This is a genomic window from Robbsia sp. KACC 23696 (assembly GCF_039852015.1).
Taxonomy (GTDB): Bacteria; Pseudomonadota; Gammaproteobacteria; order Burkholderiales; family Burkholderiaceae; genus Robbsia.
The window spans coordinates 681,906-700,976 of the sequence record NZ_CP156628.1 but is presented as its reverse complement, the minus strand read 5'-3'; the positions used below and the strand labels follow the sequence as shown (position 1 = coordinate 700,976).

Genomic DNA, 19,071 nt, shown 5'->3' with positions numbered 1-19,071 from the left:
TTTCCTTCATCGATCGAGCTTTGCCCTTATGTCAGACGATTCACAGACCGGCACACCGCTCCCGTCCGATGTTACGTCGGACCGGCCCGTTGAGGGCGGCCTATCCGATTACGATGTTCAGCAGCAGATCGGGCATCTGCTGCGCAAGGCGCATCAGCGTCATCTGGCGATCTTCAATCAGACGATCGCCGATCCGCAACTGACGGCCGTGCAATTCGCCGTGATGAGCGCGAGCCGACGGATGGGACCCTCGTCGATGAGCGATCTCGGCAAGGCGACGGCGATCGATGCCGCCACCGCGCGCGGCATCATCGAACGCCTGCGCGCGCGCGGCCTGATCGCGCTGCGCACCGATGCGACGGACCGCCGCAAGACCGTCGTCGAATTAACGGCGGATGGCGAACAGGTGCTGAACGACACCACCCCGTCGGCTGCCCGGATCAGCGAATTGACCATGGCCGACCTGAATGCGGTGGAGCGGGTCGCGATTTTGTTCCTGCTGCGCAAGCTGGCCGGCGACAACAACGCCTAGTGCGGCCGCCTTATGCAGCGAACGCGCCGCATGAGCGATAATGCGGCGCAGCGGCGGAGGCGCGATGAATCGAAAAATGACAATGGAGCAGTTGAGTACGGTCGACGACGACGGCTTTCTGGTCGCCCTCGAGGGCCTGTACGCACACAGTGAATGGGTGGTTCGCCGGGTGGCGAGGGCACGCCCTTTTGCGAGCCCCGCGGCCTTGCTTCACGCGCTCTGGCGCAGTGTCGCGGATGCGAGCGAAGATGAGCAATTAGCGGTCATCCGGGCGCATCCGGATCTGACCGATAGCGCGGCTACGCGCGAGACGTTTGGCGGCGGGTGCCACCTGGGAACGCTGGCGACGTCGCCAGCCGAGCGCGATTCCGCGGCACCATCGAAACCTGAAGACGACGATGCCGGCCTGCTCGACAGTCTGCGCGAGAAAGTGATCGCCGAAAATCTCGCGTATCGGAAACGCTTCGGCTTTCCTTTCATCCTGGCCGCCGACCATCTCGATCGGTCCGGCGCGAGTGTTGTTGCTGCGGTCGGGGCAGCGGCCGCGATGGCCGACATCCTCGCCGCGCTGCAACGTCGCCTGCGGGCGCAGCGTCGCGACGAATTGGCCGAGGCCGTCCGTCAGGTCAATCGCATCGCCGAGTTGCGCTTCAATCACTTGCTGGGGCGCCAGGTATTCCATGGGCGCGAGGTGATGCGCTGGTGCGAGGCGTTGGCAGTGCATAGCGATGACGCCGCCGTCGATGCCGCTGGTCGTGTGCCGGCCGTATTGACCTGCACCTATCTGACGCCGGCGCATCATGCTTGCGCGGATCTGATCGCCGAGTGGATGCGTCGCGCCGGCATGCAGGCGCATATCGATATCTTCGGCAATGTGATCGGCCGCTATCGCTCGTCCGTCGTGGGGGCGCGCAGCGTGGTCACCGGCTCGCATTACGATACGGTCCGCAATGGCGGTAAATACGATGGCCGCGTCGGTATCCTGCTGCCCATTACGCTGATCGCCGAAATGCATCGGCGGGGCGAGCGATTCCCGTTCGATATCGATGTGATCGCCTTTGCCGAAGAGGAGGGCGTGCGTTTCAAGACGTCTTTCCTCGGCAGTAGCGTACTCACCGGCAATATCGATGCATCGGTGCTGGCACGCACCGATGAACAGGGGGTGCCATTGCGCGAGGCGGTGCTGGCCAATGCGCAACGGCTGGCCGCGCGGGATGGTGCCGCGCAAGACTTACCGTCCGCGCCGGACAAGCCGAGTCTGCCGCACGACGACGAAAACGTCTTGCAGCAGGCATTACGGGACGGAAAACGTGATCCGTCCACGGTGTTGGCTTTCCTTGAGGTCCATATCGAGCAGGGGCCAGTACTGTTCACCGAGCAAGTGCCGGTGGGCGTGGTCACCGCGATCTCCGGCAGCAAGCGCTATCTCGTGCATCTGACCGGGATCGCCGGACATGCCGGTGCGATGCCAATGGATTTGCGTCGCGACGCCGCCGCAGCGGCAGCCGAGATCACGCTGTATGTGGAACAGCGCTGCAGCGGCGTGCCCTCTTTGGTGGGCACGGTCGGCCGGCTCGAAGTGCCGAACGGATCGGTGAATGTCGTACCGGGCCGCTGCCTGTTGTCGCTGGACATTCGCGCGGGCGAGGACGGGATACGGGACGCCGCCGTGTCGGACGTGATGACGCGTATCCAGGCCATCTGCGCGCGGCGCGGCATCCAGGTGGAGACGGAATTAGTATTGGCATCGGATACGGTGCCCTGCGCGCCGGCGCTGCAGGCGCGGTTCGTCCGTGCCCTGGATCGACTCGGCGTGCCGATCCGGCATTTACCGTCCGGCGCCGGGCACGACGCGGTGGAAATGAGTCGAATCGCCGATGTCGCGATGCTGTTTGTACGTTGCGGCAATGGGGGCATTAGCCATAACCCGCTGGAAACGGTGACGGCGGAGGATCTGGATCTGGCCGCGCAAGCTTTTCGAGATACGCTGGATGGCCTGGCCGCGGACGAGTGGCGACGCGTGGCGGAACTGGATCGGATGCGGACCTGATGCGCGTCTGCGTGCGCGCCCCCTACGTCCCGTAGGCTCCGTGTGTGTGCGAGGCAAGCGCGATCTGGGCGTGATGAGTGTCATATCGCCTTCGCAATACAGCGCACGCACGACCCTGGTACGATGAGTTGCGCTAGATAAATGGCGCGGGCATCATTACCGCGTGGCAAAACAAGTGTGCGGTCCGGTTGGCGGCCATCGCGCCCGGACGGCGCTCGATACGAATTTCAGATTACTCTACCATGACGCGAATCAAGATCACCTCTGGCGACGACGTTTTCATCGCTGAAACCCATCCGGATGCGCCGCATACGGTAAAGGCTTTCCTGGCCTTGCTGCCCTACGAGCAGAAGCTGATCCACGTCCGTTGGAGCGGCGAGGGGTGCTGGGTACCGCTGGGCGATTGGAAACTCGAGCTGGACGGCCAGCCCCTGGGTTTCGAGAATCACACCAGCCATCCCTCGGTCGGCGATGTGCTGTTCTACCCGGGTGGCTATAGCGAGACGGAAATCATCATGGCCTATGGTTCATGCTGCTTCTCGAGCAAGCTGGGCCAACTGGCCGGCAACCACTTTCTGACGATCGTCGAGGGTAAGGAAAAGCTGCGGGATCTGGGCGTGCGGACCTTGTGGGAAGGCGCACAACCGATTCGCTTCGAATTGGCGAACGCCGACGAATAAAACGCCTGCGTCTGAACGAACCCGCCGCATCCGCGAGCGGGTCCGTGGACGCGGTATTACAGGTCGAAGAAGACCGTTTCGCCGTCGCCTTGCATGCGGATATCGAAGCGATAGGTCTTCTTGCCGGACACGGCTTCCGTTTTAGCGACGAGCGTTGCCCGGCGCGCGGCCGGCACCATGTTCAGGACCGGATCCTTCTCGTTCGCGGCGGCTTCATCGTCGAAGTAAATGCGGGTGAAGGCGTGCAGCAGCACACCACGCATCAACACGATGACGTTGATATGCGGCGCATCTCCCGCCGTGGCAACGCCGGGCTTCAAGGTCTCGATCGTATAGCGGGCCTTCGGATCGGTACCGGTGCCGACGCGACCAAAACCGCTGAAGCCGGTTTCGCTGGCTTCCTGCGGGGTGCCGATGTAGCGCCCCTCGCTATCCGGTTGCAGAAACTCCAACAACGCATCGACGATCGGCGCACCGTTCGCATCGAACACCTGGCCGGTGATCGTGATGTGCTCGCCGCGCGCGGTGGGCTGTGCGATGACGGGCGTGAACAGACTGTCGAAGCCGTAGTTGTATTGTGTCGGCGTCAAGCCATAGGCAAAGAAGGGACCGACGGTTTGCGACGGGGTCTGCTTCAACGGATTGCCGTTATGGTCGGCGGTGGCCAGCGGGGTCGTATTGTTCGTCATGTCGGCTTACTCCATCGGCGTCTGTTGCGGGCCACGCAGGACGATATCGAACTGATATCCCAATGCGAAATCGGCCTCGGTCGTATCCAGGTCGAAGCGTGCGACCAGACGGTTGCGATAGGCTTCTGGCGTACCTTGATAGATCGGATCGAACGCGAACAGCGGGTCGCCCGGGAAGTACATCTGCGTTACCAGGCGCGATGCGAAGTAATCGCCGAACAAGGAAAAATGGATGTGCTGCGGCCGCCAGGCATTCGGATGATTGCCCCAGGGATAGGCGCCCGGCTTGATCGTCATAAAGCGATAGCGTCCCTGATCATCGGTCATGCAGCGGCCGGCACCCAGGAAATTGGGATCGAGCGGGGCGCCGTGCTGATCGACCTTGTGGACGTAGCGCCCGGCGGCATTCGCTTGCCAGATTTCGACCAAGGTATTGCGCACCGGTTGCCCGCCTTCGTCCAGCACCCGGCCGGTGACGATAATGCGTTCTCCCAACGGCTCGCCATTGCGCGCCGCATTGCGTGTCAGGTCATGATCGAGAGCGCCGAGACGCTCCGCGCCATAGACCGGTGCGCGCAGTTCGCGCAGCTTTGCCGGCAGTGGAATCAATGACTGGCTGGGTGCCCGTAATCCGGTCGAGCGATAGGATGGGGTCGAATACGCGGGCTGGGTTTCCCAGTCGCGCGGCGTGATCAGCAATGAGGACATACGCTTGTCTCCTTTTTTTGGCGGCCGCGGTCTGATGCAGTCTTGCGCGTGCGCGTGCTCGAGCTTCGGTGCGTCGGGGCCGCATACTGCAGGGTCATTTTGATCGCAATGCGATGACGACACTGTATGCTTAACCGTTTCACATGCAAAATGGTGTTTTCTCAGGGTTATCCCAACCGCTGGTTTGAGGGTGTTAACCCTAGGTCCTGCGGTATGTCCTCCTGTACACCCGTATCACGCTGGAAAGGTGCATGACCACGCTTAACCGCATCAAGCTTCGCCACCTCCAATGTTTCCTGGCCGTCCTGCAGCAGGGGAGCCTGCAAAAGGCGGCCGATGCCTTGTCGATCAGCCAGCCTGCCGCATCGAAGACGCTCTCGGAACTCGAAGGCGCGTTGAACGTGGTGCTATTCGTGCGCGGCCGTAACGGCGCGACGCCGACCGCGTCGGCGATGGCCTTTCAGCGGCATGCCGCAGCCTGCATGATCAGCCTGCAGGACGGCATCGACGCCGCGATACACGCCACCGATGTCGGACCGGAACGTCTGCGCATCGGCGTGCTTCCCACCCTGGTCAGCGACTGGGTCACGCTTGCCATCAAACGCTTCGGTGATGCCTGGCCGCACGTCACGCTGCAACTCACCACCGGCACCAACCGTGCCTTGCTGAATGGCATGCGAGACGCCGAGCTCGATATGGCGCTGGGTCGTATCGCCGATCCTGCGGCGATGTCGGGCCTCAATTTCGAATTCCTGCGTAGCGAGCCCCTCAGTGCCTGCGTCGCGCCAAAGCACCCGTTGCTGTCGGAGAGACGGATCGGTGCGACGCAGTTGCTGGCGTATCCGCTGATTCTGCCGCCGGCTGGTACGCTGATCCGGGAATCGGCAAATCGGATACTGGCGACATTGGAGGACGGGGGCGCGCGAACGGCGGCGCCGCGGATTGAGACGGTGTCGGTGTCGATGGGGCGGCAACTGGTGCGCGAGCACGATTTCGTCTGGTTCGTGCCGCATAGCGCGATCCGGCTCGACGTGGAGTCCGGCCTGTTGCAGACGCTGCCCATTTCGACGGCGGGATCCGAGGAGCCGGTCGGGATGATCCTGCCGGTCGACCGGCAGACGCCGGTCGCCTTGCACGGATGGTTGGCCTGCCTGCGGGAAGCCGCCAAATTGGGATAAGGTCAGGCCGCGCCGCGGCACAAGGCGGCCGCCTCCCATGGCGGATGCCACCCGCCACGATGAGCGGCCGGCATCTCCTATCGTTTACCCGCGAAAAATCATCCATCGTGCGCGGCGGCGTGCGCAGTCCGTTGACAATGCTTCGAGGCGAGACCTAAGATAAAAAAGGTGTTCGTTTATAGAATTTACGTTCGTCACGCGAACATCGATAAAGCCCGCCATGACTGCCACGACCTCCACGCCATCCCCTTCCCAATCCTCGTCTCCGGTTTCGGGGCGCATAACCGATCGACTTTACGGCGGCCGCGCCATGCTGCCGATCTGGGAAGTCGAGACGACGCTGCAGCGCATGCTCGATGTCGAAGCCGCCCTGACGCGCGCCAGTGCCGACGCCGGCGTCGTGCCGCACGCGGCGGTGGCGCCGATCGCCGCCGCGTGCGACGTCGCGCTGCTCGACATTCCGGCCTTGTTGGACGCGAGCGCTTCCGCGGGCAACACGGCCATTCCGCTCGTCAAGCAATTGACCGCCGTGGTCAAGGCTCGGGATCCAGAGGCGGCACGCTACGTCCATTGGGGGGCGACCAGCCAGGACATCATCGACACGGCCACCGTGCTGCAGTCCCTGGACAGTTGCGACGTGATCGACGCCGCATTGGCGCGGGTCTGCCAACTGCTCGCGAGCTTGGCCGCGACGCATCGCGATACGCCACAGGTCGGCCGCACCTGGTTACAGCAGGCGCTGCCCATCACGCTCGGCCTGAAGTTCGCCCAGGCCTTGGATGCGATGCTGCGTCATCGGACACGGCTGGCCGCCGCGCGCGAGCAGGTCCGCGTGCTGCAATTCGGCGGCGCGGCCGGCACGCTGGCGAGCCTCGGCGCACACGCGCCCGCCGTGCTGCGAGGTTTGGCCGCGGCGCTGGACCTTCGGGCACCGGACGTGTCCTGGCATACGCAGCGCGACCGCCTCGCGGAGCTGGCATGTTGTTGGGGCATGGTAACCGGCAGTCTCGGCAAGCTGGCCGGCGATATCGCGTTGCAGATGCAGACCGAGATCGGCGAACTGGCGGAGCCGGCCGGAGCGGGCAAAGGCGGATCGTCGACGATGCCGCACAAGCGTAATCCCGTGGGCTGCGCGGCCGTCTTGACCGCGGCACAGCGCGTGCCGTCCTTGGTGGCGACGATGCTCGGTGGCATGGTGCAGCAACACGAACGGGCGCTGGGCGGATGGCAGGCGGAGTGGGATGCGCTGCCCGATATCGCACGGCTGACCAGTGGCGCGCTCGATGCCGTCGTCGGTATCCTCGACGGCTTGAACGTCGATCGCGGGCGCCTGTCGGCGAATCTGGATCTCACGCAGGGACTGATTCTCGGCGAGGCGGTCATGCTGGCCTTGGGCGAACGCTTGGGGCGCATCGAAGCGCATCATCTGGTCGAGGCGGCATCGAAGGCCGCCGTCTCGCAAAAGTGCACCTTGCGAGAGGTGTTGCTGGAGCAGTCGGAAGTTCGTGCGCAATTGTCGGAGACGCAATTGACGCAATTATTGGATCCCGCCCATTACACGGGGCAGGCCGGCGCCTTTGTCGACGCCGTGCTGGCACGATATCAGGCAAGCGACAGCGCGCCGCAGGCGTCCCGCTGACCGGCTCGCCGCAGCGGGACGACGCTGATGCCGACGTCATGCGTGCCTGTTGTCACCGTCAGCCGCGATGAACCATGCGCTGGCTCGCCTTGCCACCCTATATACGAAATCGTTTGGAAACGGAGAGAATCGATGGAGCCAAATGCGACACCTCGCACGGCGCCGCAGGCGCAGGACCAATGGGCCGACGTGAATGGCGTGCGTCTGCGTTATCGCGTGGAAGGCCCGGAGGGCGCGCCCTGGTTGACCTTGTCGAATTCCCTGGGCACGGACTTGACGATGTGGTCGGCGCAGGCCGAGGCGCTGTCGCCGTATTTCCGCCTATTGCGTTACGACACCCGCGGTCATGGCCAGTCGAGTGCACCGCAAGGACCCTATGCGATCGAGCAGTTGCGCGATGACGTCATCGCCTTATGGGACCATCTCGGCATCGCGCGCAGTCATTTCTGCGGCATCTCGATGGGGGGACTGACCGGCCTCGCGCTCGGGATCGAGCATCCGGATCGACTGGACAAACTGGTATTGAGCAATACCGCGGCACGCGTGGGTAGCGAGGCGTCCTGGCAGACGCGCATCGACACCGTACAGGAAAAGACCCTCGCCGGATTCGCCGATACGATTCTGTCGCGCTGGTTTACCGAAGGGTTCCAGACCGCGCATCCCGAAAAGCTGGTGCCTTTGCGCGCGGTACTGACGACGACATCGGAAGCAGGCTATTGCGCGAACTGCGGCGCATTGGCCAGCGCGGATTTGCGGGACGCGGCGGCGTCGGTCAGCGTGCCGACGCTGGTCATTGCCGGCACGCACGATCTCTCCACGAGCGCCGAGCAGGGCCGCTGGCTGCATGCGCAAATCCCAGGTGCACGCTACAAGGAATTCGCCGCCGGCCACATCGCGAATGTCGAGAAGGCCGACGCGTATTCGCAGACCTTGCTGGACTTTTTCGATCGGGGCGCGCTGCAGGAGAAGACGCGCTATCAGAAAGGACTCGCGGTACGCCGCGAGGTGTTGGGCGCGGCGCATGTCGATCGCTCGCTGCAGCACCTGACGCCGTTCAACGAAGAATTCCAGGACATGATCACGCGATACGCGTGGGGCGGGATCTGGACCCGCGACGGCCTGCCACGTCACACGCGGAGTCTGCTGACGATCGGTTTGATGATCGCCTTGAATCGAAACGAGGAGTTGGCACTGCACCTGCGCGCCGCGCGCAACAACGGCGTCACGCGCGAGGAGGTCAAAGAGGTGTTGCTGCAGTGCGCGATCTACTGCGGCGTGCCGGCGGCGAATTCGGCCTTCCATCTGGCTGAGACGATCTGGCAGGAACAGGACAAGGCGCAGAACGGCTAGACCGGATCGGTCCGTGTGGCGAAGGCGCCGGCGCGGACCGCCGCTTCCTGATGCCCTGGACGCAATGTCCAGGGCGCGGCAGCAGGGTCAAGCGTGCCGATTAGTGCGCCGCTGCCGCCGCATCGCTGGCGGTGCTACCACCGCCGCTCCCGCCGCCACCGGCCGGACGATTCCGCTTGGTGATCCAGATCAGCGGAATGATCAGCAGGAAGATGATGGCCGATATAAAGAAAATATCGTTCAGCCCCATCATCGCTGCCTGCGCGCTCAGATTGAAATCGAACAATCCGCGTGCCTGCGCCTCGTTGATATGCAATACCTGTTGGGATTGCTGCAGCGACTGCTGGAACGTCGGATTATAAATATTCGCCTGTTCCGTCAGTCTCTCGTGATGCAGTGCGATGCGATTGGTCCACTCATTGCCGGCGAGTGACGTACCCACCGCACCGCAGAACACGCGCACGAAATTCGTCAGCCCCGCGGCCGCTGGAATCTTGCTCGGAGGCAGGCCGCTCAAAGTGATTGCCGTCAATGGGATGAAGAACATCGCCATCGGAATGCCTTGGAGCAGCGTCGGTAATACGAGATGGTATGTGTCGATCTCGAGCACGTAGTTCGAGCGCATGAAGAAGACCACCGCGAAACCGGCAAATGCCGCGGTCGCCAGAATTCGCGCATCCATTTTGGGCAGAATCTTGCCGATGATCGGTGACATGATCAACGCGAATATCCCCAATGGCGCCGTGACGAGACCGGCGTCCACCGAGCGGTAATTCAGATACTGCTGCATCCATTGCGGCAATAGCACGAGATTGCCGAAGAACAGGCCATAGGCCACCCCCACTGCGGCCGTTCCGCCAAAGAAGTTACGTCCGGCAAACAGACGCAGGTCGACCACCGGGTTCTTGTCGGTCAACTCCCATACGACAAAGAAAGCAAAGCCGATGGCGGCACAGACGGCGAGCGCACAAATCACCGGCGACGAGAACCAGTCGAGATCCTTGCCCTTGTCGAGCATCACTTGCAGCGATGCCACCCAGGCTATCAGCAAGCCAAGTCCAACGAGGTCGATCGGCACCTTGCGCGTGGGCGTGTCCCGTTTCCGGTACAGCGCCCAGGTGACGCCCGCGGAAAAGATCCCGACGGGGATATTGATATAGAAGATCCAGGACCAGCTGTAGCTGTCGGTGATCCAGCCGCCGAGCGAGGGGCCGGCAATCGGCCCGACCACGGCGGTCATCCCCCATAGCGCGAGCGCCATCGAAGACTTCTCCTTGGGATAGGAGCTCAGCAGGATCGCCTGCGACATCGGGATCAGCGGCCCGGCAACGGCACCTTGCAAGACCCGCGCTGCCAGCAACACCGGCAGATTGGGCGCCAGGCCGCACAGCCAGGACGAGATGACGAACAGGATGATCGAGCTGACGAAGAGCTTCACCTGACCGAGGCGCTGCGTCAGCCAACCGGTCAGCGGGATCGAGACCGCGTTGGCGGCGGCGAACACCGTCACCACCCAGGTGCCTTCGTCGACCGACACGCCGAGATTGCCGGAGATCGTCGGAATGGCGACGTTCGCAATCGACGAGTCGAGCACGTTCATGAACGTGGCCAGCGCGACGGCAATCGTTGCCAGGACCAGTTTGCCGCCTGTAAAAGGCGTGGGTGCGGCGGGGGCGACTGGTGGGGCGCCGGCGCCGGCTGGGGGGGATGCGGGAGGAGATGCGCTCATAAATTGAGATAGACCACGGACCACGGAACGGCGTAAGTGTGACAGCTTTGCAGGGATGCTGCACGGGCACGGCGGCGATGCCCGGTCGGCGCGCAAGGATATCTATCCCATGTCATGACGACACGGTAGTGCAAGCGATCGATACGACGCTTTTAGGACAAACAGGGGAACATGAAAACAGGGAGGGGATGATGCGCCCGCGGAGGGGAGAGACGAACGACAGAACAGCAGCGACGAGAGGGGAAAATGCTTGGGCGGAAGAACCAGTCAGTCATCAGGCGCACAAGCGATTATTCGGTCCCAACGGGTCATGTGCGGCAATAATGCCGCACACGATCCATCGGCGACCTAGGGCAGACCCCGAGAGCGCGCTCTTAGGGTGGGCTGTCCGAGCGTACCGGGTTCAGGCCGGCGTGATGTTCGACGCTTGCTTACCCTTCGGGCCTTGCTTCACGTCGAAGTTGACCTTCTGGTTTTCCTGCAGCGACTTGAAGCCATCTGCACGAATTTCCGAGAAGTGTGCGAACAGATCTTCGCCACCGTCGTCAGGCGTAATGAAGCCAAAACCCTTCGCGTCGTTGAACCACTTAACAATACCGGTTGCCATGTTTCATCCAAGTTGTGCATTGAGACGGACAGCGCGGAACAGTCGAATGGAAAGCGCGCCGCCACAAAATGAGTACTGCGTGTGTATTGTTGGCAAATGTCTTTGAGCCGTCAATAAGAAAATGCGAAGGCTAGCCATCCGGGTAGTCGTGTTAGCGGCAGAAACTCTGAAATTCTTGTAGGACGATTCGTACAAACATCATGCCTTTCTTATGCAAATCGATGAATAAATTGAGATAAATATTTTTACGAATTGCGAAGCCACGCTTGTTTTCGGACATATCTTTTTTTCGTAAATGCAAAGCTGGCAGGGCCAAATTTCTCGTTTTGGACGGTGCGCGGTGTCGAAACCGCGGGTTTGGCGCGTCGGCGGAAAAAAATAAAGTCGCGCTGCGCCATTCGGTGTCAGCCAAGGTCGGTGCGCGATCATGTCACCGTGATGACCCGCAGCGATATTTATCTCGAATATCACGGTCAGCGTTCGGCGCGCGATTCACGACGCTTTAGGCGGACTCGACGCGCGTCTCGCCGTCGCCAGGGCGACGTTCGATCGTCGCAGTCAGTGCGGGCAGGCACAGTGCCAACGTCACGCTGCGCGCCGTGAGGAATACGATCAATGCGGCCCACAGCCCATGGTTGCCATAGCGCGGGTAGGCGATCCAGCAGGCCAGGCCGAACAGCAGCAGGGACAATGCCATCGAGCCCAGCATCGGTCGGGTCCGCGTGGCGCCGATAAAGACGCCGTCCAGCACGAAACCCAGCACCGACGCCAACGGCAGTACGTCGACCCAGACAAGGTAACGATACGCCGTCGTGCGCACGTCGGGATCGCTGGTCAGGCTGTCGACGATCGCCGCACCGGACAGATGGTAGGCGAGGCCGAAGAGCACGGCCGTGACGGAGGCCCACACCGCGCAGACGACGATGCTGCGACGGAAGACGGCGCGCTGCCTTGCCCCGACGGCGGCGCCGACGAGGACTTCGGCGGCCTGCGCGAACCCGTCGAGGGCATAGGCCATGAAGGTCTGGAAATGCAAGAGGATCGCGTTGGCGGCCAGCACGACGGCACCTTGTTGCGCACCGGCATGCGCAAACCAGCCGAACGCCACTTGCAGGCACAGCGTACGACCGAAGATGTCGCGGTTCAAGGCAAACATCCGTCGCCAGGCCAGCCAATAAAAGATCGCCGATGCGTCGGCCGTGTTTGCGCCGGTATCAGCGTCAGCGTCAGCGCCGGCCGGGGCAGGATCGCTCGCACGGTGAAGGATGTTTTCGGCGCGCCGATGCCGATCGGCCTTCCGATATGCGACGGCCGCTTTGATCGGGGGGCAGACGATGCCGAAAGCGCAGGCAAAGCCAACGATGTCCGCACAAGCCGTGGCGGCGCCGATGCCCGCCACGCCGGCGTGGAAAACGTAGACCGCCAGCAGCACGGCGATGAGGTTCACCGCGTTGACGATCGCTTGAAATAGCAAAGCGAGACGCATCCGCTGGAGGCCGAGCAGATAGCCGAGCACGACGTAATTGAGTAGCGCGAACGGCGCTGCCACGATGCGGGCGCGACTATAGACAAGCGCATCGTGTGACACGACATCGCCCGCATGCGCGGCCCCGAGTGCCCGAAGGCCATAGTGCAACAGCGGGGCATGCACGGCCCAGATGGCGAGGCCGAGCGCCGCCGCGAGCAACAGGCCACGCAACAGGATGACGTGAAGCGCCCATTGCGGATTGTCGCGCGCACGGCCGTGAGCCATGTCGGGCCGCGCACCGCCGGTCCCGGCCGTCACCGTGTTGGAAACCGCGGCTGCCACGCCATGCGCTTGGGCGATCAAGCCGGTTGTGGCCATCCGCAGGAAGCCGAAGCTCCAAAAAACGAAGCTGAAGAACAGGCCGCCCAAGGCCACGGCGCCTAAGGGGCCGCTACCGCCTAGGTGTCCTGCCACGGCGGTGTCCACGAGCCCCAGGATGGGCTGCGTCAGGTTCGCCAGCATGACGGGCAATGCCAGCGCCCACACGCGTCGATGCCATCCGGAACTGCTCAGCACGATATCGATCGACCCGGTCGTGCCGGCAGTCCGGGGCACGCTGCGTCATGGCGCAAGGCCGCGACGATATCGGCATGCGCCGCTCGGATCGCCGCTTCGAAACGGGGCAAATGCATGGCAAAACGCGACGTCGGCACGGCTATCGACAAGGCGTGCGGGCGTATGCCCGGGACATCGATGGCGATCGCGACGGCACAGACGCCTTCCGCATGTTCCTCGCGGTCGTAGGCCAGCCCGGTTCGACGGACATCGGCCAACGTCGCCAGCAACCCGTCGCGTTCGACGAGCGTATTCGGTGTCAAGCGCGGCACCAGGGGAGCGTCGGCGTCGTCCAATCCGAGAAGGCGGCAGGCCGCGCGGTCGTCGAGCAGCGCCAGCAAGGCCTTGCCATTGGCCATCGCGTGCAAGGGGCGCGGCTTTTCCGACGTCGGCACCACGCGCAACTCCTGCTGCGAGATGACGTGATCGACGAAGGTTACCTCACGGCCATCGCGGCAGGCGATATCGACCGATTCCCCCGTCAACAGGGCCAGACTTTCGAGATAGGGACGCACTTGCTCGGTGATGCGGGTCTGCGCGACCTGGGCCAAGGCCTGGATGCCCCACCCGAGTCGCACGCCGTCGGCGCCCGCTTCCAGCAGATGCTCGTGCGCGAGCGCATCGACGATGCGCTGCACCGTCGAGCGGGGGAGCTTGGTTTCCCGGGCCAGGTCGCCCAGACTGACGCCGTCGCGGCCCACGGCGCGCAGAATTGCGGCCGCGCGGGCAATGACCTGAATACCGCTTGCTTCCTTGTTCATCGATTATCGCTGTTTTGTCGTCTAAAGCGCGTTGCATTGTAATGCGATACACTGCTGTACCGCAAAGCAGTGCACTCACTTTTTCGCGTCCGAGCGGGCGGCCGCGGCAGGTGGTTCGATGCAGAACAAGAAAACCCTGGCACCCGACGGTGTCTTACATTTGCTGTTTCTCGGCGCGCTCGCCGCGCTTGCGCCGGTGGCGACCGATATGGCATTGCCGGCGATCGGCGACATCGCGCGCGGGTTGACAACGACGCCCAGTCGCGCTGGCCTGACCTTGGGACTCTTCATGTTCGGCTTTGCGGCGGGCCCGATCGTCTATGGACCGCTTGCCGATCGACGCGGCCGTCGCCCGGCGCTACTGGCCGGCTTGCTGCTTTTCTTCCTGGCGAGTCTAGCGTGCGCCGCCACGCCATCGATCTGGTTGCTGTTGCTCGCGCGCGTGGTGCAGGGCGCCGGTGCCGGCGCGGGCATGACACTGGCCTTCGCGATGGTCCGGGATCTGTTCGAGGGACAGGCGGCACAGAGCCGCATGGCGGTGATTACGATCGTCGCGAATGTCGCGCCCATCCTGTCGCCGGCGTTGGGAACCTTGCTGCTGGCCGGCATCGGCTGGCGCGGGATCTATCTGGTGATCCTTGGCTATGGCTGTCTGCTGACGCTGATCGCCTGGCGGGGTATCGGCGAAACCTTGCCGTCCTTGCGTGCCGCCCGCGTGTCGTCAACGGCGACGATGGACCGGGTGTCGGCGGGTTCTCAGCATGATGGCGATTCGGCCCGGGGCAAGGGACTATGGGCGAACTATCTGACGCTGGCGCGGCATCCGGATGCGCGTGCACACATGCTCGTCAATGGTTTGGGTTTTGCCTGGATGTTCGCCTATGTCAGTGCCTCGCCGCTCGTGCTGTTGGGGCGATTGCAGGTGTCCGGCACCGTTTACTCGGCGATGTTCGCATGCACGGGGCTCGGTATTGTCGTCGGCGCGACGCTGGGCGAGCGGCTGTCGCGTCGCGGCGTGCGCGGTTCGGCGTTGATCTTGACGGGGATCGTATTGGCCCTCGTCGCCTCGGGGGGCTTGCTGGCGATCGGCTTGTCGCATCACGAAAGCCTGCTCGACGTCATGCCGATGTTGGTGCTTGCCACCTTTGCCTTCGGCCTGGTCGCGCCCAACGCGGCGCATGGCGCATTGTCGCCGCTGCCGCATATCGCGGGTCAGGCAAGTGGCGTGATGACGTCGGTGCAGATGATTTGCGGGGCCGTATCCAGCGTCGTGGTCGTGACCCTGTTTCCCGCGCTGCAACTGCAGGCGCTGAGCTTGACGATGGGGCTTGCTGCATTGATTGCGCTGGCGGTGTATCTGCCGGGACGCATTCGCGGCGCGGCCGCGGCAACAGCGCAATCCTGAATGGAACCGCCATGAAAAAAGCCCGTCCGAGCTTTCACTCGGACGGGCTTCCCCCGTAACGCTGGAGCGTCAAACCACCTCAGGCGATCCCTCTCGGCGCAATCGACACGACCGTTCCGGTTCAACGGACGGTCGCTTGCAAGGTCCGCAACCCGTGCTGTCGCATGGCGCCACGCAATGCATGAGTGAGAACCCGTTCACGCACTGCCTCAGGCATCGCTTTTCGCCAAACCAAAGACGCTCGCTGGCGCGTCACGCACACCGCCTTACTGCATGACGATGCATCCTACAAGGCGCCAGTGGAACGGCGCCCTTGAACCCTTACTGACCGCCGCCGTACATCCGGCTGTTCACGCGTTGTTGCGCGTGCTGAATGTTCGACGGGTAATAAATATCGTTCTGAGCAGGGTTATAGCCTGCATTTTCCAACTGGATCAACTGCGTTTTGACATCCTGACGCGTGAGCGGACCATTATCCTGCGACTGTGCCATGACCAAAGCTGGTGCTGCCAGAAGACCCGTAACTGCCAAGATAGAAATCAGTTTGCTTTTCATCGAAACTCTCCCGTTGATGTAAGACGGCTAGCCCGGTAGGCTTGCCGCTTCGGAAACGGGCACCGACGGAACCCGATAAGGCGCCAGCGGTGTCTCGCTGCAATTAATTTGTTTCCTTGACTTTTATTTTAGGCTTCTTTAAGCGGATGTCACGATCCTTTCGGGTAAAAGACTATTGCGCGAGGAGGGCACAGTAGCGCGCGATATCGACATTGCCACCGCTGACGATGATGCCCACTCGCTTACCGGCCCATTGCGCTTTTTCCGCCAGCGCGGCGGCATAGCCCAGGCATCCAGTGGGTTCGACGATCAGCTTCATATAGCTGCCCAGGTCGCGCATCGCGGCGACCAGTTGCGCATCGCTCGCCGTCAGCACGTCGTCGACATTCTGGCGTACCAGCGCGAACGTGTATTGGCCCAGATGCTGGGTCTGCGCCCCGTCCGCAATCGTCTTCGGCGTCTCGATATGCACGATCTTGCCGGTGCGGAAGGACTGCTGGCCATCGTTGCCGGCTTCCGGCTCGACACCAAAGACCTTGCAGTCCGGCGCCAGTGCGCGCGCTGCCAGGGCACTGCCGGAGAGAAGGCCGCCCCCGCCCATGCAGACGAACAGCGCATCGAGCGGGCCCACCTCTTCGAACAGTTCTTTCGCGGCGGTGCCTTGGCCGCTGATGACGTCCGGATGATCGTATGGCGGAATCAAAGTCAGGTTTCGGGCGGCGGCCAATGTCCGGCCGATCGCTTCCCGATCCTCAGTGTAGCGATCGTAGAACACCACCTCCGCGCCATAGCCTTTTGTCGCCTGTACCTTGATCTCGGGCGCATCCTTCGGCATCACGATGGTGGCGGGTATGGCGAGCAGCTGCGCGGACAAGGCGACTGCCTGTGCGTGATTGCCCGACGAAAATGCGATCACGCCGTTCTTGCGTTGTTCTTCGTCGAAACGCGATAGCGCATTGAAGGCACCGCGAAACTTGAATGCGCCGATACGCTGCAGGTTTTCACACTTGAAAAAGAGCTGCATCCCGGAAGCATCGTTGAGGATGCGCGACGTCATGACCGGTGTGCGATGCGCATGGCCGGCGATGCGCGCGCTGGCGGCAACGACGTCGTCATACGTCGGGAGGGTAATCGGTGCGGATGCGGCGGAGTCGGACATGGCGGGCGTGGTTGGCAAGTGGAGTCGATTGCCGATTGTAGACGAGTCCGCGACCTTATTGAACGCCTGTCACTGCGCGGCCGGACGCGCCGCCATCGTCATGCCGCCGTCCGCATCACTCGCCTGTACATGGCAATATGCGGCCACTTGCGAAGCGGGCATGGCGCGCGCGTAGAGCCAGCCCTGACCCAGCGGCGGCGGATGCAGCTGTTGGAACCACAGCGCTTGTGGCGCATGTTCGATGCCCTCGACGATCAGATCGAGCTTCAATGCGGCGACCATCGCGGCGATCCGAGAAGCGACCACGCCGACTTTCTCGTCTTCCGGCAAGCCGCGGCAAAAGGACTTGTCGAGCTTGACCGCGGTCACCGGCAGCGCCGATAGGTAGGACAGACTCGAATATTGCGTGCCGAAGTCGTCGATATAAACGGCATGGCCGTTATCGCGCAGGCGCTTGATGCCACGCGCGAGTGCCGTATGCTCGGCGGTCGATCGTTCCGTGATCTCGAAGGCGACCGACGCCGGCGCGACCTGCGCCGCACTCAGGCGTTGCGCGACCCACGTCGGGAACGCGGACGTCAGGACATCGGTCGCCGAAATATTGATCGCCACCGTAAAGTCGGGATGCGCACGCAGGGTGTCGCCGAGTTCGTCCAATACCCGGATCACGACGTATCGCGATACCTCATGAATGAAGGCTTCGTCCTCGGCCAATTGGATAAAGAGGTCGGGATTGATTTGTCGTCCGTTCGTGTCGGACCACCGCAGCAGTGCTTCGGCGCCAACCCATCGGCCATCCGACAAGCGCACGACGGGCTGGTATTCGAGCGTCAGCTTTCCCTGCTTTAAGTCGCGGCGCATACGTCGCGCCATCGAGTTGGCACGGCGCATGACGGACCACAGGCCCAGCCCGATGCCGAAGCCCGCGACCGCCCCGAGGAATAGAAAGCCGAGCAGTTCAGGGCTCAGCCAACGTGCGCTCCACGTGGACGCGGCGCGCACGCGGGCCAGAATGCATTCATCGCCTGCAGCGGTGCAGCGGACCTCGTAGCGTCGATGGGCGATCCGCACCGGCATGCCGTCACGCAAATCGCGCTGCGCCGGAAGGACATCGCTGCCAGACGTCGCCAACAGAAAGCGATGATTGTCTTGAATGCCGACACCCAGATAGTCGAAGCGGGGATCGACGACGACGTCGTATGCCGGATAGTGAATCGTGATGGCGGCGGTGCCCTGCCGAATGACGATGGCTTTCGCGCCCTCGACGCCGGCCTCGTGCGTATTGAGCAGGAACTGCTGGCCCTTTTGATTGACGAAGTCGACCGGCGCCATGGTGATGTCGGCATCGGCACGGCCGCGGGTCGAGGTGCAGAGGATCTTGCCGTCACGTTCGCGTGCGGCACTTTTCAGGAAACGCGTCGTCAGCACGAGCTTGCGCAGACGGTCGATGTCGGCGTCGGAACAGATCGGCAGCGACGAACGATCGATCTCGGCCAATGTCTGGTCCGCTTCGACGCTGATTTCGCTGGCGCGGCGCACCCATAGTTGCGCCAGCAGCCCCGCCTCGGCGCGCTGTTGGGCGACGACAGTGGCCTGGCCAATACCAGTGCCGATGGCCGCGCCGGCCAACGTGCAGAATGCGACGATCAAAACAAGTGCGATCGTCGCAGGGGTACGCAAGAGCGTGCGGGGCATGCGGCAGGGCACTACGAATGATTTTAAAATCCGTGCGGACGGTCAGGGACCTCGCCCGACGCGCGGATCCCGACGGCCAGACGCGAGAACGGGAAGCCGCAACGTCGCTATCGCACGATCGCGGGATACAGGCGGATTCTACCTGTATCCCGCCATTTCACGGCGCAATCCGTAGGAATTTCCGGCCGCCGATTGCATCCGGCCGGCGATTGCCATCGGTTTCGGTCAGAAAAACGCCCTGTCGAGGCAGA

General features: G+C 62.9%; 16 protein-coding genes. 7 read left to right on the top strand and 9 right to left on the bottom strand.

All coding sequences use genetic code 11. The features are described 5' to 3' along the window. The first annotated feature begins 28 nt into the window (after nucleotides 1-28). The 3 genes from ABEG21_RS24335 to ABEG21_RS24325 all read left to right on the top strand — a co-directional run bounded on the left by ABEG21_RS24335 (nucleotide 29) and on the right by ABEG21_RS24325 (nucleotide 3,262). The gene (locus ABEG21_RS24335) at nucleotides 29-532 is read left to right on the top strand and encodes a MarR family winged helix-turn-helix transcriptional regulator (protein WP_347558178.1); all 504 of its coding nucleotides are present in this window, start codon (nucleotides 29-31) and stop codon (nucleotides 530-532) included. 64 nt (nucleotides 533-596) lie between these two features. Beyond that, the gene (locus tag ABEG21_RS24330) at nucleotides 597-2,582 is read left to right on the top strand and encodes a hydantoinase/carbamoylase family amidase (RefSeq protein WP_347558177.1); all 1,986 of its coding nucleotides are present in this window, start codon (nucleotides 597-599) and stop codon (nucleotides 2,580-2,582) included. 242 nt (nucleotides 2,583-2,824) lie between these two features. Beyond that, nucleotides 2,825-3,262, top strand: a complete 438-nt coding sequence (locus ABEG21_RS24325; RefSeq protein WP_347558176.1) for a DUF3830 family protein — start codon at nucleotides 2,825-2,827, stop codon at nucleotides 3,260-3,262. A gap of 56 nt (nucleotides 3,263-3,318) precedes the next feature. Here the strand turns inward: ABEG21_RS24325 and pcaG are convergent, their stop codons facing one another. Then, nucleotides 3,319-3,951: a protocatechuate 3,4-dioxygenase subunit alpha gene (gene pcaG, locus ABEG21_RS24320; protein WP_347558175.1), complete on the bottom strand. Its 633-nt coding sequence runs from the start codon at nucleotides 3,949-3,951 to the stop codon at nucleotides 3,319-3,321. Nucleotides 3,952-3,957: 6 nt separating this feature from the next. Next, the gene (gene pcaH, locus ABEG21_RS24315) at nucleotides 3,958-4,659 is read right to left on the bottom strand and encodes a protocatechuate 3,4-dioxygenase subunit beta (RefSeq protein ID WP_347558174.1); all 702 of its coding nucleotides are present in this window, start codon (nucleotides 4,657-4,659) and stop codon (nucleotides 3,958-3,960) included. Between the two features lie 251 nt (nucleotides 4,660-4,910). Here pcaH and ABEG21_RS24310 point away from each other — a divergent pair, with 251 nt between their 5' ends. The 3 genes from ABEG21_RS24310 to pcaD all read left to right on the top strand — a co-directional run bounded on the left by ABEG21_RS24310 (nucleotide 4,911) and on the right by pcaD (nucleotide 8,826). Beyond that, entirely contained in the window at nucleotides 4,911-5,837 is a 927-nt protein-coding gene (locus ABEG21_RS24310; protein ID WP_347558173.1) for a LysR substrate-binding domain-containing protein, read from the top strand. Between the two features lie 220 nt (nucleotides 5,838-6,057). Then, entirely contained in the window at nucleotides 6,058-7,476 is a 1,419-nt protein-coding gene (locus ABEG21_RS24305) for a 3-carboxy-cis,cis-muconate cycloisomerase (RefSeq protein ID WP_347558172.1), read from the top strand. A gap of 132 nt (nucleotides 7,477-7,608) precedes the next feature. Beyond that, nucleotides 7,609-8,826, top strand: a complete 1,218-nt coding sequence (gene pcaD / locus ABEG21_RS24300) for a 3-oxoadipate enol-lactonase (protein WP_347558171.1) — start codon at nucleotides 7,609-7,611, stop codon at nucleotides 8,824-8,826. Between the two features lie 100 nt (nucleotides 8,827-8,926). Here the strand turns inward: pcaD and ABEG21_RS24295 are convergent, their stop codons facing one another. The 4 genes from ABEG21_RS24295 to ABEG21_RS24280 form a co-directional block, all read right to left on the bottom strand. Beyond that, nucleotides 8,927-10,555, bottom strand: a complete 1,629-nt coding sequence (locus tag ABEG21_RS24295; protein ID WP_347558170.1) for a DHA2 family efflux MFS transporter permease subunit — start codon at nucleotides 10,553-10,555, stop codon at nucleotides 8,927-8,929. A gap of 403 nt (nucleotides 10,556-10,958) precedes the next feature. Then, nucleotides 10,959-11,162: a cold-shock protein gene (locus tag ABEG21_RS24290; protein WP_347558169.1), complete on the bottom strand. Its 204-nt coding sequence runs from the start codon at nucleotides 11,160-11,162 to the stop codon at nucleotides 10,959-10,961. 502 nt (nucleotides 11,163-11,664) lie between these two features. Beyond that, nucleotides 11,665-13,245, bottom strand: coding sequence for an MATE family efflux transporter (locus ABEG21_RS24285; protein WP_347558168.1), 1,581 nt, complete (start codon nucleotides 13,243-13,245; stop codon nucleotides 11,665-11,667). Further along, nucleotides 13,200-14,006 carry an IclR family transcriptional regulator gene (locus ABEG21_RS24280; protein ID WP_347558167.1) on the bottom strand — a complete coding sequence of 269 codons (807 nt, stop codon included), beginning with the start codon at nucleotides 14,004-14,006 and terminating at the stop codon, nucleotides 13,200-13,202. The genes ABEG21_RS24285 and ABEG21_RS24280 overlap by 46 nt, the downstream gene beginning before the upstream one ends. A gap of 118 nt (nucleotides 14,007-14,124) precedes the next feature. On the opposite strand from ABEG21_RS24280, the gene ABEG21_RS24275 reads away from it, so the two are divergent. Continuing rightward, nucleotides 14,125-15,411, top strand: coding sequence for a multidrug effflux MFS transporter (locus ABEG21_RS24275; protein ID WP_347558166.1), 1,287 nt, complete (start codon nucleotides 14,125-14,127; stop codon nucleotides 15,409-15,411). A 321-nt stretch (nucleotides 15,412-15,732) separates the two neighbouring features. Here the strand turns inward: ABEG21_RS24275 and ABEG21_RS24270 are convergent, their stop codons facing one another. The 3 genes from ABEG21_RS24270 to ABEG21_RS24260 all read right to left on the bottom strand — a co-directional run bounded on the left by ABEG21_RS24270 (nucleotide 15,733) and on the right by ABEG21_RS24260 (nucleotide 18,820). Then, the gene (locus ABEG21_RS24270; RefSeq protein WP_347558165.1) at nucleotides 15,733-15,966 is read right to left on the bottom strand and encodes a DUF4148 domain-containing protein; all 234 of its coding nucleotides are present in this window, start codon (nucleotides 15,964-15,966) and stop codon (nucleotides 15,733-15,735) included. Nucleotides 15,967-16,138: 172 nt separating this feature from the next. After that, the gene (locus tag ABEG21_RS24265; RefSeq protein WP_347558164.1) at nucleotides 16,139-17,125 is read right to left on the bottom strand and encodes a threo-3-hydroxy-L-aspartate ammonia-lyase; all 987 of its coding nucleotides are present in this window, start codon (nucleotides 17,123-17,125) and stop codon (nucleotides 16,139-16,141) included. 69 nt (nucleotides 17,126-17,194) lie between these two features. Then, entirely contained in the window at nucleotides 17,195-18,820 is a 1,626-nt protein-coding gene (locus ABEG21_RS24260; RefSeq protein ID WP_347558163.1) for an EAL domain-containing protein, read from the bottom strand. Nucleotides 18,821-19,071 lie beyond the last annotated feature (251 nt).

Coding starts and splice junctions, on each gene's coding strand:
- pcaD (WP_347558171.1), top strand. CDS start 7,609: ATGGAGCCAAATGCGACACCTCGCACGGCGCCGCAGGCGCAGGACCAA.
- ABEG21_RS24335 (WP_347558178.1), top strand. CDS start 29: ATGTCAGACGATTCACAGACCGGCACACCGCTCCCGTCCGATGTTACG.
- ABEG21_RS24295 (WP_347558170.1), bottom strand. CDS start 10,555: ATGAGCGCATCTCCTCCCGCATCCCCCCCAGCCGGCGCCGGCGCCCCA.
- ABEG21_RS24330 (WP_347558177.1), top strand. CDS start 597: ATGAATCGAAAAATGACAATGGAGCAGTTGAGTACGGTCGACGACGAC.
- ABEG21_RS24310 (WP_347558173.1), top strand. CDS start 4,911: ATGACCACGCTTAACCGCATCAAGCTTCGCCACCTCCAATGTTTCCTG.
- ABEG21_RS24305 (WP_347558172.1), top strand. CDS start 6,058: ATGACTGCCACGACCTCCACGCCATCCCCTTCCCAATCCTCGTCTCCG.
- ABEG21_RS24260 (WP_347558163.1), bottom strand. CDS start 18,820: ATGCCCCGCACGCTCTTGCGTACCCCTGCGACGATCGCACTTGTTTTG.
- pcaG (WP_347558175.1), bottom strand. CDS start 3,951: ATGACGAACAATACGACCCCGCTGGCCACCGCCGACCATAACGGCAAT.
- ABEG21_RS24280 (WP_347558167.1), bottom strand. CDS start 14,006: ATGAACAAGGAAGCAAGCGGTATTCAGGTCATTGCCCGCGCGGCCGCA.
- ABEG21_RS24265 (WP_347558164.1), bottom strand. CDS start 17,125: ATGTCCGACTCCGCCGCATCCGCACCGATTACCCTCCCGACGTATGAC.
- ABEG21_RS24275 (WP_347558166.1), top strand. CDS start 14,125: ATGCAGAACAAGAAAACCCTGGCACCCGACGGTGTCTTACATTTGCTG.
- ABEG21_RS24270 (WP_347558165.1), bottom strand. CDS start 15,966: ATGAAAAGCAAACTGATTTCTATCTTGGCAGTTACGGGTCTTCTGGCA.
- ABEG21_RS24290 (WP_347558169.1), bottom strand. CDS start 11,162: ATGGCAACCGGTATTGTTAAGTGGTTCAACGACGCGAAGGGTTTTGGC.
- pcaH (WP_347558174.1), bottom strand. CDS start 4,659: ATGTCCTCATTGCTGATCACGCCGCGCGACTGGGAAACCCAGCCCGCG.
- ABEG21_RS24325 (WP_347558176.1), top strand. CDS start 2,825: ATGACGCGAATCAAGATCACCTCTGGCGACGACGTTTTCATCGCTGAA.